The sequence below is a fragment of the Paenibacillus sp. 01T422 genome (assembly GCF_056398785.1).
On the sequence record NZ_JBFTQB010000013.1, the window covers coordinates 1 to 18,059 of the forward strand.

Sequence of the window (18,059 nt, forward strand, 5' to 3'; positions counted from 1 at the left end):
CCTACCCGCTCTCTTTCGAAAGCCGGAAGTTCAATATACCATACTAACTCCTACCCGCTCTCTTTCGAAAGCCGGAAGTTCAATATACCATACTAACTTTTCATTTGCAACTTGTTTTTCTCAAGTTACTCGTTATTCCCGCATGTCTCAGCGGCAACTTTTATAAGATACCATAGATACTATTGCTGAGTCAACCCATAAGATGACTGTATTTTTTTGCCACCTAAAGCAAAGTCAGTTTTAGACCTACAAGCAGAAGGACACCAGGAACACCTAGAACGGTCACTGTCCCCAATGTAGCTGTATTAATCGGCAAATCCACCTGTGTGTAGGTGCTTAACAGATTCAGTGTGTATAGAAGGAATGCCGCTACAACAACGTTCAACACTAAAGTGGACAATAACCTGCCAGCCCCCCGGTTGCGTAAAACCGTAACTAGCAGAAGTAGTGATGATAGTATGAGTAATCCCCATACCGCATATTTGATATACACGTCTACACCTCCAGTAATCGATCAGTGTCAATCATGCTCAGATTTAGCCTTTTAGCCTGCTTAATAAGCATTTCAAATCTCTTCTCAGCAGCCTCCATCGCATAAATGGCATAGTCAATCTGATCCTTGTCCAAAGCAAACTCAAAGTGCGCCTGAGCAGCCACCCAATTCGCATGAGCCGAACGAATCTCTTGCAGCAGCATCTGCTTGTCCCGCAGAAGTTCTTCTTTCGCGTTTTTTTCAGTTTGTGGATTCTTCCTTCCATGCATGCCTAATAGAGCTGGTCTCATCTGCAATCCTCCATGGCCCCAAATGCGGGTTAATCTACCCTTATGCTTATGGGAGAAATAGAGCAATTAGAACTCTTGGCCTTCTTTTAGGGGAACAAAAAAAAGAGAGCTCTGCAGCTCCCTAGTAGACGCTTAACGCTATTTACAATTCCCTGCGGCCTTCCATGGCTTTGGATAGTGTTACTTCATCCGCATATTCCAAGTCTCCGCCAACAGGCAGTCCGTGCGCGATACGTGTAACCTTCAAACCAAACGGCTTCACTAATCGCGACAAGTACATAGCCGTAGCTTCACCTTCGATATTCGGGTTCGTAGCTAAAATTAATTCCTGTACGGTTTCATCCCCCAACCGCTTGAGCAGCTCGGCAATATGAATTTGATCGGGTCCGATCCCTTCCATAGGGGAAATTGCACCATGCAGGACATGATAGTAGCCTTCAAACTCTTTGGTCCGTTCCAAAGCAACCAAGTCCTTAGGCTCCTGTACGACGCAAATGACGGAACCATCCCTGTTCTTATCTTGGCAGATCCGACAAGGATCAACATCGGTAATGTTGCAACAAACTGAACAGTAGTGGAGGTTTCTTTTCACGTTGACGAGCGCCTTCGCAAAATCAATCACGTCTTCTTCTTTCATACGAAGTACATGAAAAGCAAGGCGTCCCGCCGTTTTGGGGCCTACCCCCGGCAGACGGGAGAAGGCATCGATCAACTTAGAAATCGGTTCGGGGTAATACAAAGGAAGTTCTCCCTCATCTTTCAGAATCGTAGCTCATGGTTATGACTAGAACAATCCGGGGATGTTCATTCCACCTGTGAATTTGCCCATATCTTTGTTCGCGATTTCTTCCGCTTTGGACATCGCATCATTTACAGCTGTAAGCACAAGGTCTTGCAGCATTTCTACATCATCAGGATCTACAGCTTCAGGCTTGATTGTGATGCTTTGCACTTTCTTGTGTCCATTCACAGTACAAGTAACAACGCCGCCACCAGCAGTACCTTCAATGACTTTTGTACCCAGTTCTTCTTGAGCTTTCATCATTTGCTCTTGCATTTTCTTCACTTGCTTCATCATTTGGTTCATGTTATTCATTCTCGTTTGCTCCTTTGTATTTAGTCTAGTCTTCTTTAATGGTCACTAAATCTTCGCCAAATAGCTGAATCGCTTCGGAGATCCACTCTTCTTTGGGAGCCGTTCCAGGGCTACCCTCTTCTGCCACAAGCTCCAGAACTTCTGGGATACTGCTAGTCGCATCATTCTTGGCGTCGTCCCACTCTTTGCGCATAACCGTAAGCAATCGCATAGGCTTGCTGAACTCAGAGGTAAGGACTTGCTCGATAATAAGCTTGTTTTCCGGTTTCTCTGTGGTGTTGCGGTGCATCTCGTTCTTGAAAGCAACCAATACCACATCATCCAGCATGGATACTAGATCACCATTCACAAACCAAGCATGAACCGTAATCTTCTTCTCCTTGACCAGACCCAGTACTTGACTCCATTTCATTAGAGCAGTCTTGGTATCCGGACCCTCAGAGGCTTTCAAGTATCCATCGAGCTTAATGCCTGACTTCTTAGATGGCGCAGTGGCCACCGGCATCTTGGGAGCTGGCTTCGACTCCGCCGCTGCACCCGTTACTCCCGATTTTACCAGTCCAGCTATCTGATCTTCAAGTTGTTTGAGCTTCTGAGTCATTTGAGCAAAAAGATCGCCTTGCGGCATCCGACTGCCCGCATCTGCCGCTGCGCTGGCAGCAGCACTTCCTTGGCCGCTATAGCCCCCGCACATCTTCATAATCGAAATCTCGAGCAGTGTTTGGGGCTGGGCGGAATACTTCATCTCACTCTGATAATGATTCAGTGTTTCAATCATGCCCATCATCTCATTTGGCGTAAAATGATTGGCAATTTCAGTGAGCTCGCGCATATCAAAAACGCGTTCTGTAATAACCGGCGAATTCGGCACCATGCGAACCATAAGCAAATCACGGAAATAATTAATCAAATTCTCTATGCATTTGTCGGCGCTTTTKCCTTCCTGCATGAAGGTATCGATAAGCTCTAGCGCGGCTCCAAGATTTCTCTCTTTGATGCAAAGCACGAGTTTCTTGAATTGATCGGAAGCCACCCCGCCAGTTATGGACAAAATGTCCGAGAGCTGCACTTCCCCTGTTGCAAAAGAAGTCGCTTGATCCAAAAGACTGAGCGCATCACGCATCCCGCCATCGGACAATCTCGCAATATAGTGGAGAGCTTCCTCGTTAACGGAAATCTGCTCCTGTTCACAAATATATGTCAGCCGCTGCACCTGATCATCCATCGAAACACGTCGAAAGTCAAAGCGCTGACAGCGAGAAATAATCGTTGCCGGAATCTTGTGCGGCTCCGTCGTAGCAAGTATGAACATCACATGGGCCGGCGGCTCTTCAAGTGTCTTAAGCAGTGCGTTGAAAGCCTCTGTAGTAAGCATGTGCACTTCATCAATGATATAGACCTTCTGCCTGACTTCAGTAGGAGCATACTTCACTTTATCCCGAATATCCCGAATTTCTTCGACGCCACGGTTAGAAGCAGCATCAATCTCAACGACATCCATGACTGCGCCGTCCGTAATTCGTTCACAGGCAGAGCAAGCATTGCATGGCTCCTCAGCTGGACCGTTCAAGCAGTTAACTGCTTTAGCTAATATTTTGGCCGTACTTGTCTTCCCTGTTCCCCGTGGACCGTTGAACAAATAAGCATGGGTAAGGCGATTTTCTCGCAAAGAATTCTGCAGTGTCTGCGTGATATGTCTCTGACCGACAACATCACGAAACGTCTGAGACCTCCACGTTCGATATAGAGCAATATGTGCCATAGTGTTCCTCTCCATTAATCCCTGCGTGGAATGCTGATTCCATTATACTATATCGCAACAGGGGATGAAATAGAGGATCAAGCATGGAATCGGATCTGTTGCAAATAGGTAAAATAAAAAACGCCTCAAGAAAAGGCGTCCAAGTTCGAAGTCATATGAAATTACTTAGTAAACACCGTGCACCTGTTATTGATAAAGTGATACAAGCGAACTCTTATCGTTAGCTCAAGTCAGGCAGCCCCTCGGCACATGAAACATCTCACTTACGGCTGCTTCCTTCCAGACCTGACCGGGTTCACGAGCATTCATTGCGAAGGACCCAACTCTCAACACCACGTGTAAGAGCCAGACCTCACATCACAGTACCGCTAACAGGAATTCAACCCCGCTACAGCGGATTGCGAGTTACAGGGCACCGCTACCTCCCCGTCTAGCACAGTAAAAATAGTATAGCTGATTCACCTGCAAATAGCAACTAAGGGGGAAAATCTACCTGAGACTTTCCTTGATTACTGTGACATTTTCACAGTTGTTTTGTAGCGCGGCATATTGGTGTCAAAAGCATTCTGGACTTGCGAGCGAAGATCTTCAACCTGTGCAGCCGTCAAGTTCGGTTTTGCTTTTATTTTCACCCGAGCATTGGGTCCGTTGATGGCAATATTGGATTTCTCGATGTCTTTAAACTGTGCGAGCACACTCTTCATTAAGTTCGAATCATCCTCGTAGTGATGATACGTAGGATTAAGCGGGTCGTTCGGATTCACATTGGTAATCCCCAAATACCCGTCCTTCTTGTAATTTTGCGTTTTATAATTGGCAGTATCCGTTTGCGGCGGGTTCTTGTTGCTCGAATTATTGCCGCACCCAACCAAGCTCATGGTAAGCAGGATTGCTATGGTTATTCTTCGCATACTCCTGAACATAAAAACACCTCCCATTGGACTCTAAGTCTAAACTTAGGATGACCAAGGGAGGACGTCTTATGCTGATTGGCGGCAAAGTAATTGATACCAATTAGATTCCGTATTTCTTTTTGAACTTGTCGACACGGCCGCCTACATCGATAAACTTCTGTTTACCCGTGTAGAAAGGATGGCAATTGGAGCAAATCTCAACGCGAAGATTTTGCTTGATTGAACCCGTTTCGAACACATTACCACAAGCGCAAGTCACTGTGGTTGCATGATAAGTAGGATGAATACCTGCTTTCATGTTGGTTCACCTCTTTCCGCCCTGAATCATTTGCTGAATCAGAGTTAATGGACGTACTTAACGTACTTTTGCATTGTAGCATATTCGCAAGTTCTAATGCAATGGAAAAACGAGTGGAAACTCCTATCTTAGAGAACCATTGTCGTATTTCTGTCGCTGGCGTAGAACTTTGGCGTATGCGAGTAAGACCCAAGCACAACATCCGGCAATTCCTGCTCGAAAATCTCAATCATTTGCTTCATCCCAAGCAGCTCGCCGCGCGCTTTAGGAATAATCCCTAAATAACTTTCAGGGTCAATATTCAGGTTGCGCAATTGAATTAATTTTAATCCCGTTCTTCGCACGAATTCGATCATCGCCTCAATCTCTTCTTCCCGGTCAGTTACGCCTGGGAAAACAAGATAGTTGATGGAGGTAATGACACCATTGTCCGTTGCGTAACGGAGTGATTTCTCTACATTTTTGAGCGTATAAGCCCTAGGTTTGTAATATGCGTTGTAGTGATCGTCCAAAGCACTGATCGTACTAACACGCATCAGATCAAGCCCAGCGTCTACGATGCCGCGAATATGGTCTGTTAGCCCTGCATTCGTGTTGATGTTGATATAGCCCATCTTCGTCTGTTCGCGAATTTGCTTGATAGCCGGAATAATAAGCGCCGCTTGTGTGCTGGGCTCACCTTCACAACCTTGTCCGAAGGAGATAATGCTATCCGGCGTACGCAGATGCTCCAGCATGATCTGAGTAATCTCTTCGATCTGGGGCTTAAAATTCATACGCGTCTGTGGAGCCACAAAGCCGCTCTCATCCGGTTGTTCCGATATACATCCGAAGCAACCTGCGTTACAGGAATAGGAGACCGGAACGGCTCCTTCCCAACGTTGCAGGAACGTATTCGAAGCCGTCAGGCACTCATAACCAAGTGCGCAGTTGGATAAGTGGGCGTACAAGCGGTTTTCCGGATACTTGGCAGTCAAGGTCTTGACCTGGGACTCAAGCTCCGTCACATCGCAATGTATCGGATTCCAGAAGTAGGGATTATCGGTTAGACGAGCAGCCACATAGAAAGCGTCATCCTTCCATACAACGGCGGTATAGCCGAACAGCGGCAACGCTTTGGTCTTGTCGGACTTGACGTAACCGGGAAGCAGCAGTCGGGTAAACCCCTGCGGCAGCAGCGCACCAACAGCGTGATAATCGCCTGGCACCAGCTTCATATCGCCAGTCTCAGCATCTATGCCTACTGGTCGCGTAAAAGGAAGACTGACAAGCRTCGCCCCTTCGGGCAGTGGAATCAGCTCATCTTCCATAATTTCTGTTATCATTTCAGCATTTCGACCAAGCGCCAAAAAATCCGGATGATCAAAAACGTTTCCTTGTGAGTCTGAATAAACCAAATTCATAACGGTACTCCTCTTTATGCGTTAACGCATCTTCCGCATCTACTTAAGATGCTGAGTTTTTCACTTTTCCTTTGCTTGCACCTGTGGAAGTGCCTGTCGAAGGGGAAGCCAAAGAATCCAGGAACTCTTGATTCGTTTTCGCTTCGCCAAGCTTTTTGATGAAGGACTCGGTGTATTCATGCGAATCGTTCATGCCTTTGCGAAGTGCCCATACCTTCTCGAGCTCGTCCTTGCCCAGCAGCGCTTCTTCGCGGCGCGTACCGGATCTGCGGATATCGATTGCAGGGAAGATGCGGCGTTCCGCCATTTTACGATCCAGATGAAGCTCAAGGTTACCTGTCCCTTTAAATTCCTCATAAATGACGTCGTCCATACGTGAACCCGTCTCTACAAGTGCTGTGGCCAGGATAGTTAAGCTGCCGCCTTCCTCAATGTTGCGGGCAGCCCCGAAGAAACGCTTCGGACGATGGAATGCGCCAGGATCGATACCACCAGATAGTGTCCGGCCTGTTGGCGGAACTACAAGGTTATAAGCCCTAGCCAAACGGGTGATACTGTCCAGCAGAATGACTACGTCTTTCTTATGTTCAACTAGACGCATAGCGCGTTCTAGAACTAGTTCAGCAACTTTAATGTGATTCTCAGGCAGCTCATCAAAAGTAGAAGCAACAACTTCCCCTTTTACAGAACGCTGCATGTCCGTAACTTCCTCGGGACGCTCATCGATCAGCAGAACGAAAAGCTCGATTTCAGGATAGTTCGTGGAGATACTGTTTGCAATTTCTTTAAGCAACAATGTCTTACCTGCTTTCGGAGGAGCAACAATTAATCCACGTTGGCCTAGACCAACAGGAGCAAGTAAATCCATGATACGCATGGAAATTTTGTTAGGCTCTGTTTCCAGCGTAATACGCGTATCTGGATATAGAGGGGTCAAGGCAGGGAAATGAAGCCGCTCGGCAGCCGTTTCCGGTTTCTCACCATTAACCGCTTCAACTTGAAGAAGCCCGAAATAACGCTCATTCTCCTTAGGAGGACGGCATTTGCCAGATACAATATCCCCGGAGCGCAAATCAAACTTGCGAATCTGGGAAGCCGAGATATAAATGTCTTCCGAGCTTGGAAGATAGTTAATGGGACGCAAGAAACCAAAGCCCTCTTGAAGAATTTCGAGGACACCTTGCATAAACATTAGACCGCTTTCAGCAGCTTGTGCACGTAAAATTGCAAAGATGAGTTCTTTTTTCTTCAGCGTACCGTAGTATGGAATCTGATGTTTCTTAGCTAGTTTATATAATTCAGTAAGCTTGAGTACTTCAAGCTCAGCAAGCTGCATGCTCATGTTTCAACCACCAAACTATTAAATTTTCAATTGGATTCTAGCATTGCCTGTTGTCTGGAACTTTATTCCTTACTCCTCGCTCTCACGCCAAACCTCGGCACCTAGAGAGGATAAATTGAATACTAAGTTCTCATACCCACGGTCAATAAACTCTACGCCGGACACCTCTGTGATGCCGCCCGTTCTTACACTAAGACCAGCAAGCACAAGTGATGCTCCTGCTCGCAAATCGGTTGCTCGTACTTTCGCCGAACTAAGTTCGGATCCTTCGATAATTGCGGAGCGTCCTTCAACTTTCATCTTAGCTCCCATGCGCACGAGCTCAGGAATATGCTTGAAACGATTGCTGTAAACATGATCCGTTAGTATACTAACTCCTCTAGCTTGGCACAGTAGGCTAGCCATTGGAGATTGCAAATCTGTTGCAAACCCTGGGTAAATTAATGCTTTTACATCAACGCTAGAGTATTCAGGCTGACCTACTACACGAATGGATTCATCCATCTCGTAGATATGAACTCCCATTTCTTGAAGTTTCGCCGTTAGTGCTTCCATATGCTTAGGAATGACATTATCCACTGTAACATCGCCGCGCGTAGCTGCCGCAGCAATCATATACGTTCCCGCTTGAATTCGGTCAGGAATGATGGAATGACGGCAACCATGCATCTCAGTTACCCCTTCGATCCGAATGGTATCGGTACCAGCACCCTTGATTCTTGCACCCATCGAATTTAACAACGTAGCTACATCTATAATTTCAGGCTCTTTCGCCGCATTTTCAATAATTGTATTGCCYTTTGCCCGAGCAGCCGCCAACATAATGTTAATCGTGGCTCCCACACTCGCCATATCCAAGTAAATCTTCGCACCGCGAAGCTCTTTGGCCCGAATTCTTAATGCGCCATTCTCGTTGCTTACCTCAGCCCCTAAAGCCTCAAAACCTTTGATATGCAAATCGATTGGACGCGGTTCAAAATTACATCCGCCCGGCAAACCGATATTCGCTTCCCCGAACCTACCGAGCAGTGCTCCCATCAAATAGTAGGACGCTCTCAACTTCTTAACTTTTCCATTAGGCATTGGAAGAGACTTCATTCTGCTAGGATCAATCGTCATCCGATCTTCATTCCAGTCGATGGTAGCCCCTAAATCCGTCAAAATTTCTGTATATGTAGCCACATCGCTTAAATGCGGCAGATTATCCAACGTTACCGGCGTTTCAGCAAGAATCGCAGCTGGAATAAGTGCAACCGCACTATTCTTAGCTCCGCTAATTTGAACAGTCCCTCGTAGTGGACGTCCCCCGACCACCATTAATTTCTCCAACATGATTCTCCCCCTAAATCCAGGTGCCTTCCTGTAACGCAAACTCCTCTACCATAACGCCAATCAATACCAAACTTCTAGCACAATCTACTCAAATGAACGTGAATATATCAAAGGAAGTAAAGACATCTATAATCATAGCAAAAACGCTTACAGCTCCTAGCGAGAACTGAAGACAAAAACAGAAGAAGGAAACGCCAGCAAGCCTGCAAACGGCGGACATTTCGCATCCTCCGTTTGCGTCTTACGGCATTTCCCACTGCATCTATACAATTAAAATTAAGCTTGGTTGCTGCTTCCGAATAATTGAATTTTGGATTTTACAACTTCGACCATTGCGTTACGAGCTGGGGTTAGATATTTACGAGGATCATAAATTTTTGCGTCCTTGTTCAGAACAGCGCGGATCGTTTCTGTGCATGCTACTTGGTTCTCAGTGTTAACATTGATTTTACCAACGCCTGCAGCGATCGATTTACGAATCATTTCGTCAGGAACACCGGAACCGCCGTGTAATACAACAGGAACTGGGATCGCTTTGGAAACTTGCTCGATAATGTCAAAATGAATGTTAGGTTCGCCAGCGTACATACCATGAGCTGTACCTACTGCGATAGCCAAACAATCAACGCCTGTTTCTTCGAAGAAACGGATAGCTTCTTCTGGTTTTGCAAGGTTAGCGTGCTCTTCGTCTACGGAAATGTCATCCTCAACACCACCGATAGTTCCAAGCTCACCCTCAACGGATACGCCCATTGCACGAGCAGCTTTAACAACTTCTTTCGTCAAACGGATGTTTTCTTCGAAAGAGTAGTGTGAACCGTCGAACATAACGGAGCTGAATCCTGCGCGGATACATTTCATTGCTACTTCAAAGGAGCTGCCGTGATCTAAGTGCAAAGCGATAGGCAGACCGGATTTTTTGGCTGCAGCTTCAGCAATCGCTACTGTAAATTCGATACCCATATATTTCAGTGCGCCTTCGCTAACACCGTAAATGAAAGGGGAATTCAGTTCCATTGCAGCATCCACAATCGCTTGAGCGAACTCAAGGTTGTTCATGTTAAATTGACCCACCGCGAATCTGTTTGCTTTTGCTTTAGGTAAAAACTCRTTCATTGAAACCAATGCCATGTTTCTCTTCCTCCTAGAACCTTTTGTAGTTTTGCGTTGACCGCTCTTGTCATACCTGAGTTATTATAGCACATATACTTTCAAATGATAACCAAGCCCTGGCTTCTCAGCCACAAAAAAAGACCCTATGACTAGGATCCCACTGCAAAACCACTGCTTGACTCATTATTTAACTGCATATTAACCGCCATGCGCAACTCATCAATATCAAACGGCTTCGTGAAATGCATAATGGCACCCAGGTCCGTCGCTTCTTTAATCATATCCAGCTCACCATAAGCTGTCATCATGATTACTTTGATCGATGCGTCAATTGCTTTAACGTGCTTGAGAATATCTAGGCCATCCATACCGGGAATTTTCATATCAAGTAATAGTAGGTCCGGCGAAGAATTTTTGACGATTTCTAAAGCCAATTTACCGTTAGAGGCTTGATAGGTATCGTATCCTTCATTGCTGAAAACCTCCATTAGCAGTACGCGAATTCCATTTTGATCATCGACAATCAGTACCTTTTTCTTCATCAGCCTAGTTCCCTCCCGAAAACGAATAACAAATCCCCTGCACTTCACAGATACATAACGTATTCGCTATTCATTTCCGTTTTCCTTCCGGAGAGAGAGCCAAATTGAAAACTTTTACAAATAAGTTGTTTTTCAGGAGGCACTTAACATCGCAAGTTAGCTACGTGCAATTCCTTGAGCTGCCTTCACAAATTCGCGGAATAGCGGCTGCGGACGGTTCGGACGTGATGTGAATTCCGGGTGGAATTGCACCGACAAGAACCAAGGGTGACCTGGAAGCTCCACCATTTCAACCAAACGGCCATCAGGGGACGTACCGGAAATGCGCAAGCCAGCGGATTCAATCAAATCGCGATATTCATTGTTGAACTCATACCGGTGACGATGTCTCTCGTAAACAAGCTCATCATTGTAGCATTTCTCTGCCAATGAACCCGGAACAATTTTACACGGATATAGACCAAGACGCATTGTACCGCCCAGATTCTCAATATCCTTCTGCTCGGGCAGAAGATCGATAACCGGATAAGCCGTAGTCGGATTAATCTCGGAGGAGTTCGCGCCATCCAAACCTGAAACATTACGTGCATATTCAATAACAGCAACTTGCATACCCAAGCAAATACCGAAGAAAGGAATTTTCTGCTCACGAGCATAGCGAATAGCAGATACTTTACCTTCGATACCCCGATCGCCGAAACCACCTGGTACTAAGATACCTTGAACGCCAGAAAGCAGATCATCCACGTTGTGATCATAAATATCTTCTGCATTTACCCAGCGAATGTTGATCTCGGAGTCGTTATCAATGCCGGCATGTCCTAGCGCTTCAACAATGCTCAAATAAGCATCATGCAGTGCAACATATTTTCCGACAATAGCGATTTCTGTTCTCTTAGTCAGGGATTTGACTTTACGAACCAGACTTTCCCACTCCGCCATATCCGGCTCATTCGTTTTGAGCTTCAGGTGATTAACGACATAATCGTCAAGCCCTTGTTCGCGAAGCATCATTGGCACTTCGTACAGGGTTTCTGCATCTTTGCACTCGATAACTGCCGCTGGATCGATGTCACAGAATAACGCAAGCTTGCGCTTCATGTCTTCTGTCAAGGAATGTTCTGTACGGCAAACAATAACGTGAGGTTGGATACCTAAGCCGCGCAGTTCTTTCACACTGTGCTGTGTCGGTTTCGTTTTCACTTCACCAGCCGCTTTAATATAAGGAATCAGCGTAACGTGAATGTACATAACATTCTCGCGGCCGATATCATTTTTCATTTGACGGATTGCTTCTAAGAAAGGAAGGCTCTCAATATCGCCAACGGTTCCACCGATTTCGGTAATGACAACATCGGATTGCGCCTCACGGCCCGCTCTCAGAACACGATCTTTGATTTCATTCGTAATATGAGGAATAACCTGTACCGTACCCCCGAGATATTCCCCTCTACGCTCTTTGGTAATAACGGAGGAGTACACCTTGCCTGAAGTCACGTTCGAGCTTTTGGATAGGTTGATATCGATAAAACGCTCATAATGGCCTAAGTCCAAATCCGTCTCAGCACCGTCATCCGTTACGAATACTTCACCATGCTGATAAGGACTCATTGTCCCTGGATCCACGTTGATGTACGGATCAAACTTTTGAATCGTAACTTTCAGACCTCTGTTCTTCAGCAATCTTCCTAAGGAAGCTGCAGTAATTCCTTTGCCAAGGGAAGAAACAACGCCTCCCGTAACGAAAATGTATTTTGTCACTATGTACGCCTCCTAATAGTTTTTTAGTTTAAAAAAATTGCATCCTAAGCAAACGCTTAGCAGTGCCAGATAACTGAGATAACTGGCCCCATGTCTTTCTATGCAAAAAGCTTACACCGTAAGCATTCGCTATCGTTGTCGTCGTGCCACTTCCTCAGATTTAGTTTCTACTAAATGAGGGTTTTCATGAAAATCTGGTGAAAAAAACAGCCTGAAAACAAAAAAAAGTGACACCCGCAGTGACGGGGCACTTTTTGAACGCTTGCGCGATTTGTTAAGATTCTTTTAAAGCCCATGCAATAGTTTACTCTGAACGGGCTGCGGCTGTCAAGACAAGTTATTTGTCGTCTTCTTCCTCTTCATCGAGATCGGATTCATCCTCATCCAAATCGGAATCTTCGTCCAAATCTGCTTCCTCGTCATCGGTCTCCTCGATGCCTTCTTCGCCAATATCTTCTTCGATCTCTTCATCCTCAAAGAATTCAGTATCCTCTTCCGCTTCTTCCTCTTCTTCGGATTCAGTACCAAATGCATCGTACTCGTCTTCCTCTGCGTATGTATCCTCTTCCTCAGCGTAGATATCCTCATCCAGATCATCATCTTCATCATTAATGATTCTTGGACGCTTCGCGTTACCTACTGCATCGTCTGATTTCTCGACAGGATACCAACGTTTCAAGCCCCATAGATTCGTACCTACACAAGCGAAACGTCCATCGATGTTGATTTCCGTATATAGTTGGGCAATCACTTGCATCACATTCTGCTCAGATAACCCTTTAATTTTTGCAATTTCTGCCATCAAGTCACGGTAATAAAATGGCGTATTCGCCGATTTCAATAATTCAAACGCCAAATCCACCATCGGCATTTCGCGTGCTTGTTCTGTGGTGATTTTGAGTGTGTATTCGCTACTCATCTAAGGCACATCCCTTTCGACCGTCTTCTTCACTTCTTCTATCTACCTTATCCAATATCTCCATTAAGTAAAACCTATTTTTTCTAAAAATGCAACTACCCTCAAAAAACCTTTCGGACAGCTCCCTAAAATGAATACAAGCGAAGGTCCCCCTCCGCTTGCGACTGTATCCTAAGGAAGCGGTATGAGCGAGTCACGGCCGTTTCCAGTACCTGAGGAAGAGACACTCCTGCTCGCGCCTCTCTATTTATCCTATGTAAAACCAGCACATCTGACACGGCTTCGCACCCATTTATTTCTTTAAAGGCTATCACACGGTCATARGGGGTGACCTGTACATAAGATAGGGGAGACTCGATATTAGCTGTCATGGGGGGATGGCACGTATGGATATAGCCACCTTTCTTCATTCGCTTCATGAGGAAATCGGACTCACCAAGCAATCCGGGAAGAAGCATTTGATCCGTTTCTCATCAGCTAAGGACTACTATGCATGCAAATCCGAGCTGAAGCGAATGAGATCCCGCCTCGTCAACCTGTCCAAGGTTCGCACGCTCGACATTATTCACGGCTTCTCCTGCACGCTCCGTCCCGACTCGAAACTCAAGCAGTTCACAGGCAGTCCAGTTATCGAAGAAGATTCCAAAGTCACCGTCCACCAATCGGTCGGAAGCAGAACCCTTATCAAACGTGCAACCACGCTATCTGGCTCCGGGTCTCACACCATCCCCTGGGGCGTTGATCAAATCGGCGCGCCTGAAGTTTGGAGCAAGTCGCTAGGCCAAAATATCCATGTAGGCGTCATCGACACAGGTATCGACTACAATCACCCTGATTTACGAAATTCCATCTCAAGGGGCATCAACTTATTAAACCGCAGCATGCTCCCCTATGATGACAATGGGCATGGCACGCATATTGCAGGCACCATAGCAGCGACAGGCCGCCATTCGGGCATTATTGGTGTCGCGCCCAGATCGATTATTCATCCTGTTAAAGCATTTGACCACAGTGGAAGCGCTTATGTATCAGACATTATTGCCGGAATCGACTGGTGCGTAAACAATGATCTCCATATTATCAACATGAGCTTCGGTATGAAGTCATACAACCGTGCGCTGGAGCAGGCTGTTTTGAACGCGTATTACAGAGGAAAAGTCATTGTCGCTTCGTCCGGTAATGACGGTAAACGAAAAACGATCGATTATCCTGCTCGCTTCCCGCAGGTCGTCTCCGTTGGAGCCACAACACGGCTAGGCCGTATAGCTCCCTTCAGCAATCGCGGCAAACAAATTGACATCTATGCACCAGGCGAACGCGTCTACTCGTCCTGGCTTCACGGCAAATACAATGAGCTTAGCGGCACATCGATGGCCACCGCGCATGTCAGCGGCGTTATCGCGCTGATGCTGTCCATCAAGCCCTTGTCGCCGCAGCAGATCAAAAGCGCGCTGCGTCGCTGCGCGCTCAGCATGAACAAGCGCGCAAGCACGCGCTGGCAGCCAGGGCACCTGAATGCCAGGCGGGCTTTGCGTGCTGCGAGGCAAATTAGAGACTCGCAATGAAAAAGGAGTTAAGCGGCTCGCAGCTGCTTAACTCCTTTTTGGGTTCAGGGGCGGAGGATTACATCCGCTCCGGTGCGGACACGCCGACTACGCGAAGCGTGCCCGCGATGGTCGTGCGCAGCGCGCCAAGCAAAGCGAGGCGAGCTTGCGTCAAGGCCGCGTCATCCGTGATGACGTAGTGGCCTCTGTAATAGCTATGGAACTGGCTTGCCAGTTCGTAGACATAGCGGATCATCCGATGCGGCGCGTACTGCTCTGCCGCGATCGCGATCTCTTCCGGAAGCTCGCCGATCTTGCGCAGCAAGTCGAACTCAGCTTCCGAGGAAAGCTGCGCAAGGTCCACCTGCGCCAGCGGGAGCACCGCGATGCCTTGCTCCTCCGCCTGGCGGAAGATGGAGCAGATCCGTGCATGTGCGTACTGCACATAGTAAACCGGGTTCTCATTGGACTGAGAAACCGCTAAGTCCATGTCAAAATCCAGATGCGAGTCCATACTGCGCATCGCGAAGAAATAACGGATCGGGTCGACGCCGACCTCGTCCATGAGATCTTCCATCGTGACCGCTTTGCCGGTACGTTTGGACATTTTGACCTTTTCCCCGTTCTGGAAAAGGCTCACCATCTGCGCGATCAGCACCACGAGACGATCTGCTTCGAATCCAAGCGCCGTCATGGCCGCTTTCATCCGCGGGATGTAGCCATGGTGATCGGCGCCCCAAATGTTAATCAAGCGCTCAAAGCCACGCCCGAACTTATTGCGGTGGTACGCGATGTCCGGCGTCAGGTAAGTGAAGGAGCCGTCATTTTTGATCAAAACGCGATTCTTGTCGTCACCCAGCGGAGTGGTATTCAACCAAGTTGCGCCTTCTTCTTCATAGATATGTCCATTGTCGCGCAGCTCTTTCAGCACGGGTGGAATGAGGTTATCTTCATAAATCGACGTCTCGGAGAACCAGTTGTCGAAATGTACACCAAAGCGGCCTAGGTCGCGTTTGATTTTGTCGAGTTCTTTTTTCAAGCCATACGTCCGGAAATAGCTACGACGCTCCTCATCAGACAAGCTCAGCAGGCGATCTCCTTCTTCCGCGACAAGATCTGCGGCAAAGCCTTTGATATCTTCTCCGAAGTAACCATCTTCCGGCATTTCGGCGTCTTGCCCAAGTGCTTGCAAATAGCGGGCTTCGATGGACTTAGCCAGATTCACGACCTGGTTCCCCGCATCGTTAATGTAGTACTCCCGGGATACTTCGTACCCCGCAAGGTCCAGCACGTTACATAGCACGTCCCCAACAGCTGCGCCGCGGGCATGTCCTAGATGCAAGGAACCTGTTGGGTTAGCGCTGACAAACTCAACTTGTACTTTCAGCCCTTGGCCCACGTTCCTTGCGCCGTACCGCTCACCCTGTGCAAGCACGTCAGCAATGATGGGATAGAGGTAAACTTTGTTCATTTTAAAATTAATAAAGCCCGGTCCGGCAATCTCTGCTTCCGCGATATTCGCTTTATCCTTCTGCAGGTTCGCAATGATCTGCTCGGCGATCTGCCTTGGATTCTGCTTGGCAATACGGGTCAACTGCATCGCAATGTTCGTTGCGAAATCCCCGTGTGTTTTCTCCTTCGGCACTTCCAGAATGATTTCCGGTAACTGCGCGGCATCCACAATGCCAGCAGCAGCAACTGCGTCTGCTATAGCTTGTTTCACGATGACTTTGACTTCGTTTAATACGTCCATTCTTCTTACTCCTCCTGAATTAACAACTTAATCCTGTATGTCCCCGCATGTGTGCCGGATGCATATAAATCGTATTTCCATCGCGTGATTCCGATGCCCTGTTCCGCTTCGCTTGTCAGCTCATGCGTATCGATTTCGAGTTCCAGGCGACCTTGCGGCGTATGATAAAATCCGATTCGTTTCTCGCCAAGCACAAACGTTTGCTCCGCTTGCACATCTCCTTGGCGGACGATGCGGATCTGATTCTCTTCCAGCTTAATGAGCGTCACCGTTCGTCCAAGCTCGCTGCGTTCCTCTTCATAGCGGATGTAGGTGTGATTGCCTTTGCGGTACAGGTCTCCCCGCGCCTTCTGCACAGTTGTCTCGCTCCCGCTCCGGCTTTCAATGCGAATGCGCACACGCGCTTTATCCGTCATGATTCGTCATTCTCCTATTCTGCAGGTCCTCTTTGCACCTTATGTCAAGATAAGGCAAGTTAGGTATTAGTTTATATGAAAGGTTCGACGAATTCAATGTATCACTGCGATCGTCGATCAGGAATGATGTCGAAGCCAGCTCTTCCCTCATGCGAAAAAGCCCCAATTTCACGGTTTCGTGAAGTTAGGGGCTTTATTTGGCGTGATCTTCGTTGTTAAATGGCTGGAATCGGCATTCCGATGCTTGCCCACTGCTCTTTAGCGGGACCATAGGCTCCGATGACGGGCAAGCCTGCTTGGCGCATCAAAATCGTGAGCTGCCCGCGATGATGGATTTCATGCTTCAGGAAGGCGAACAGCGTTTCGCTAATCGTCCACTGCTGGCCGAACATGTTCACGACTTCCTGCAGTTTGGCGTCTGTTAGCTGTGTGCGGGCGGCTTCCAGGATCCCGGCTGTTGTTGAGCGGTAAGCATCTGCAACGACTGCGGCCTCTGATGGCGGACTGCTTGCTGCAGAAGGTGCTTCGAATTTCAGCCCAGCTGCGATCAGCATGCCACGGTCATTATGCACCAGATGCCATGCGATGAAACCTAGCGGTCTATAGCCCTCGGCTTGCGGCTGCTGCAGGGAGGCGTCCGTTAAGGCGTCGAGCAGTTGTTGCGTTGTAGCGGATTCTTGCTGATATTCGTTAATAAAACTATCTACGGTTGTGAACATAGGAATTACCTCCATGGATGTAAGAATTGTTACTTCATGTACTTAGTATAGTTGGGCGTGACTGACATCAGTATGGCAGTGTTCTGGAGCTGGATGAAAAATTTTAGGGATAGGGGACATCGTACTTTGGCTAGTTTGCTTCTATTGTGCTCATGTTACAACGACCTCAAGCTTACCACCTGCGAGTATTATCTCTCGACTAACGGACTGAGTGGACTCTATTCGCTACTTTTGGGACAAGTTTAGCTTCTAACGGACTCACTGGACCTCTGTCAAGAAAGTAAACACATCATTAAGTGACGATTACGCGGTTTCTACAAAGGTCGCCGCAAAGTGAACAGGCGACACATAGCCGATGGCAC

The 18,059-nt window shown here is 47.3% G+C and carries 18 protein-coding genes and 1 other RNA gene; 1 reads left to right on the forward strand and 18 read right to left on the reverse strand.

Going from position 1 to position 18,059, the window contains the following annotated elements:
• Positions 1-223: 223 nt before the first annotated feature.
• The 15 genes from AC1DUA_RS01610 to rpoE all read right to left on the reverse strand — a co-directional run bounded on the left by AC1DUA_RS01610 (position 224) and on the right by rpoE (position 13,265).
• Positions 224-493 (reverse strand): pro-sigmaK processing inhibitor BofA family protein, encoded by a 270-nt coding sequence (locus AC1DUA_RS01610; protein WP_477498060.1) that lies wholly within the window; start codon positions 491-493, stop codon positions 224-226.
• Positions 494-495: 2 nt separating this feature from the next.
• Positions 496-783, reverse strand: a complete 288-nt coding sequence (locus tag AC1DUA_RS01615; RefSeq protein ID WP_477498061.1) for a DUF2508 family protein — start codon at positions 781-783, stop codon at positions 496-498.
• 142 nt (positions 784-925) lie between these two features.
• Complete coding sequence (gene recR / locus AC1DUA_RS01620; protein WP_127457620.1) at positions 926-1,522, reverse strand: recombination mediator RecR; 597 nt, start codon at positions 1,520-1,522, stop codon at positions 926-928.
• A gap of 45 nt (positions 1,523-1,567) precedes the next feature.
• On the reverse strand, positions 1,568-1,879 hold the full coding sequence (locus AC1DUA_RS01625; RefSeq protein WP_477498062.1) for a YbaB/EbfC family nucleoid-associated protein: 312 nt from the start codon (positions 1,877-1,879) through the stop codon (positions 1,568-1,570).
• Positions 1,880-1,904: 25 nt separating this feature from the next.
• Positions 1,905-3,641, reverse strand: a complete 1,737-nt coding sequence (dnaX, locus tag AC1DUA_RS01630) for a DNA polymerase III subunit gamma/tau (RefSeq protein WP_477498063.1) — start codon at positions 3,639-3,641, stop codon at positions 1,905-1,907.
• A gap of 175 nt (positions 3,642-3,816) precedes the next feature.
• Positions 3,817-4,080, reverse strand: an RNA gene (ffs, locus tag AC1DUA_RS01635) — signal recognition particle sRNA large type.
• A 70-nt stretch (positions 4,081-4,150) separates the two neighbouring features.
• Positions 4,151-4,564 (reverse strand): hypothetical protein, encoded by a 414-nt coding sequence (locus tag AC1DUA_RS01640; RefSeq protein WP_477498064.1) that lies wholly within the window; start codon positions 4,562-4,564, stop codon positions 4,151-4,153.
• A gap of 91 nt (positions 4,565-4,655) precedes the next feature.
• Positions 4,656-4,853: a 50S ribosomal protein L31 gene (gene rpmE / locus AC1DUA_RS01645; protein WP_029197218.1), complete on the reverse strand. Its 198-nt coding sequence runs from the start codon at positions 4,851-4,853 to the stop codon at positions 4,656-4,658.
• Between the two features lie 128 nt (positions 4,854-4,981).
• Positions 4,982-6,256, reverse strand: a complete 1,275-nt coding sequence (locus tag AC1DUA_RS01650) for a radical SAM family protein (RefSeq protein ID WP_477498065.1) — start codon at positions 6,254-6,256, stop codon at positions 4,982-4,984.
• Between the two features lie 43 nt (positions 6,257-6,299).
• Positions 6,300-7,598 carry a transcription termination factor Rho gene (gene rho / locus AC1DUA_RS01655; protein ID WP_477498066.1) on the reverse strand — a complete coding sequence of 433 codons (1,299 nt, stop codon included), beginning with the start codon at positions 7,596-7,598 and terminating at the stop codon, positions 6,300-6,302.
• Between the two features lie 69 nt (positions 7,599-7,667).
• Entirely contained in the window at positions 7,668-8,927 is a 1,260-nt protein-coding gene (locus tag AC1DUA_RS01660; protein ID WP_161407176.1) for a UDP-N-acetylglucosamine 1-carboxyvinyltransferase, read from the reverse strand.
• Between the two features lie 279 nt (positions 8,928-9,206).
• Entirely contained in the window at positions 9,207-10,061 is an 855-nt protein-coding gene (gene fba / locus AC1DUA_RS01665) for a class II fructose-1,6-bisphosphate aldolase (protein ID WP_477498067.1), read from the reverse strand.
• Positions 10,062-10,192: 131 nt separating this feature from the next.
• Entirely contained in the window at positions 10,193-10,585 is a 393-nt protein-coding gene (locus tag AC1DUA_RS01670; RefSeq protein WP_079418635.1) for a response regulator, read from the reverse strand.
• Between the two features lie 156 nt (positions 10,586-10,741).
• Positions 10,742-12,346: a CTP synthase gene (locus tag AC1DUA_RS01675; RefSeq protein WP_477498068.1), complete on the reverse strand. Its 1,605-nt coding sequence runs from the start codon at positions 12,344-12,346 to the stop codon at positions 10,742-10,744.
• Positions 12,347-12,683: 337 nt separating this feature from the next.
• A complete protein-coding gene (rpoE, locus tag AC1DUA_RS01680) occupies positions 12,684-13,265 on the reverse strand; it encodes a DNA-directed RNA polymerase subunit delta (RefSeq protein WP_477498069.1) in 582 nt (193 codons plus the stop codon).
• Positions 13,266-13,651: 386 nt separating this feature from the next.
• On the opposite strand from rpoE, the gene AC1DUA_RS01685 reads away from it, so the two are divergent.
• On the forward strand, positions 13,652-14,830 hold the full coding sequence (locus tag AC1DUA_RS01685) for a S8 family peptidase (protein WP_477498070.1): 1,179 nt from the start codon (positions 13,652-13,654) through the stop codon (positions 14,828-14,830).
• A gap of 58 nt (positions 14,831-14,888) precedes the next feature.
• On the opposite strand, the gene argS is transcribed toward AC1DUA_RS01685, so the two are convergent.
• From argS to AC1DUA_RS01700, 3 genes are all read right to left on the reverse strand, one after another.
• On the reverse strand, positions 14,889-16,562 hold the full coding sequence (gene argS / locus AC1DUA_RS01690) for an arginine--tRNA ligase (protein WP_477498071.1): 1,674 nt from the start codon (positions 16,560-16,562) through the stop codon (positions 14,889-14,891).
• Positions 16,563-16,567: 5 nt separating this feature from the next.
• Entirely contained in the window at positions 16,568-16,978 is a 411-nt protein-coding gene (locus tag AC1DUA_RS01695) for a YwiB family protein (RefSeq protein WP_477498072.1), read from the reverse strand.
• Between the two features lie 215 nt (positions 16,979-17,193).
• Positions 17,194-17,697, reverse strand: a complete 504-nt coding sequence (locus AC1DUA_RS01700) for a DinB family protein (protein ID WP_477498073.1) — start codon at positions 17,695-17,697, stop codon at positions 17,194-17,196.
• Positions 17,698-18,059: the final 362 nt, after the last annotated feature.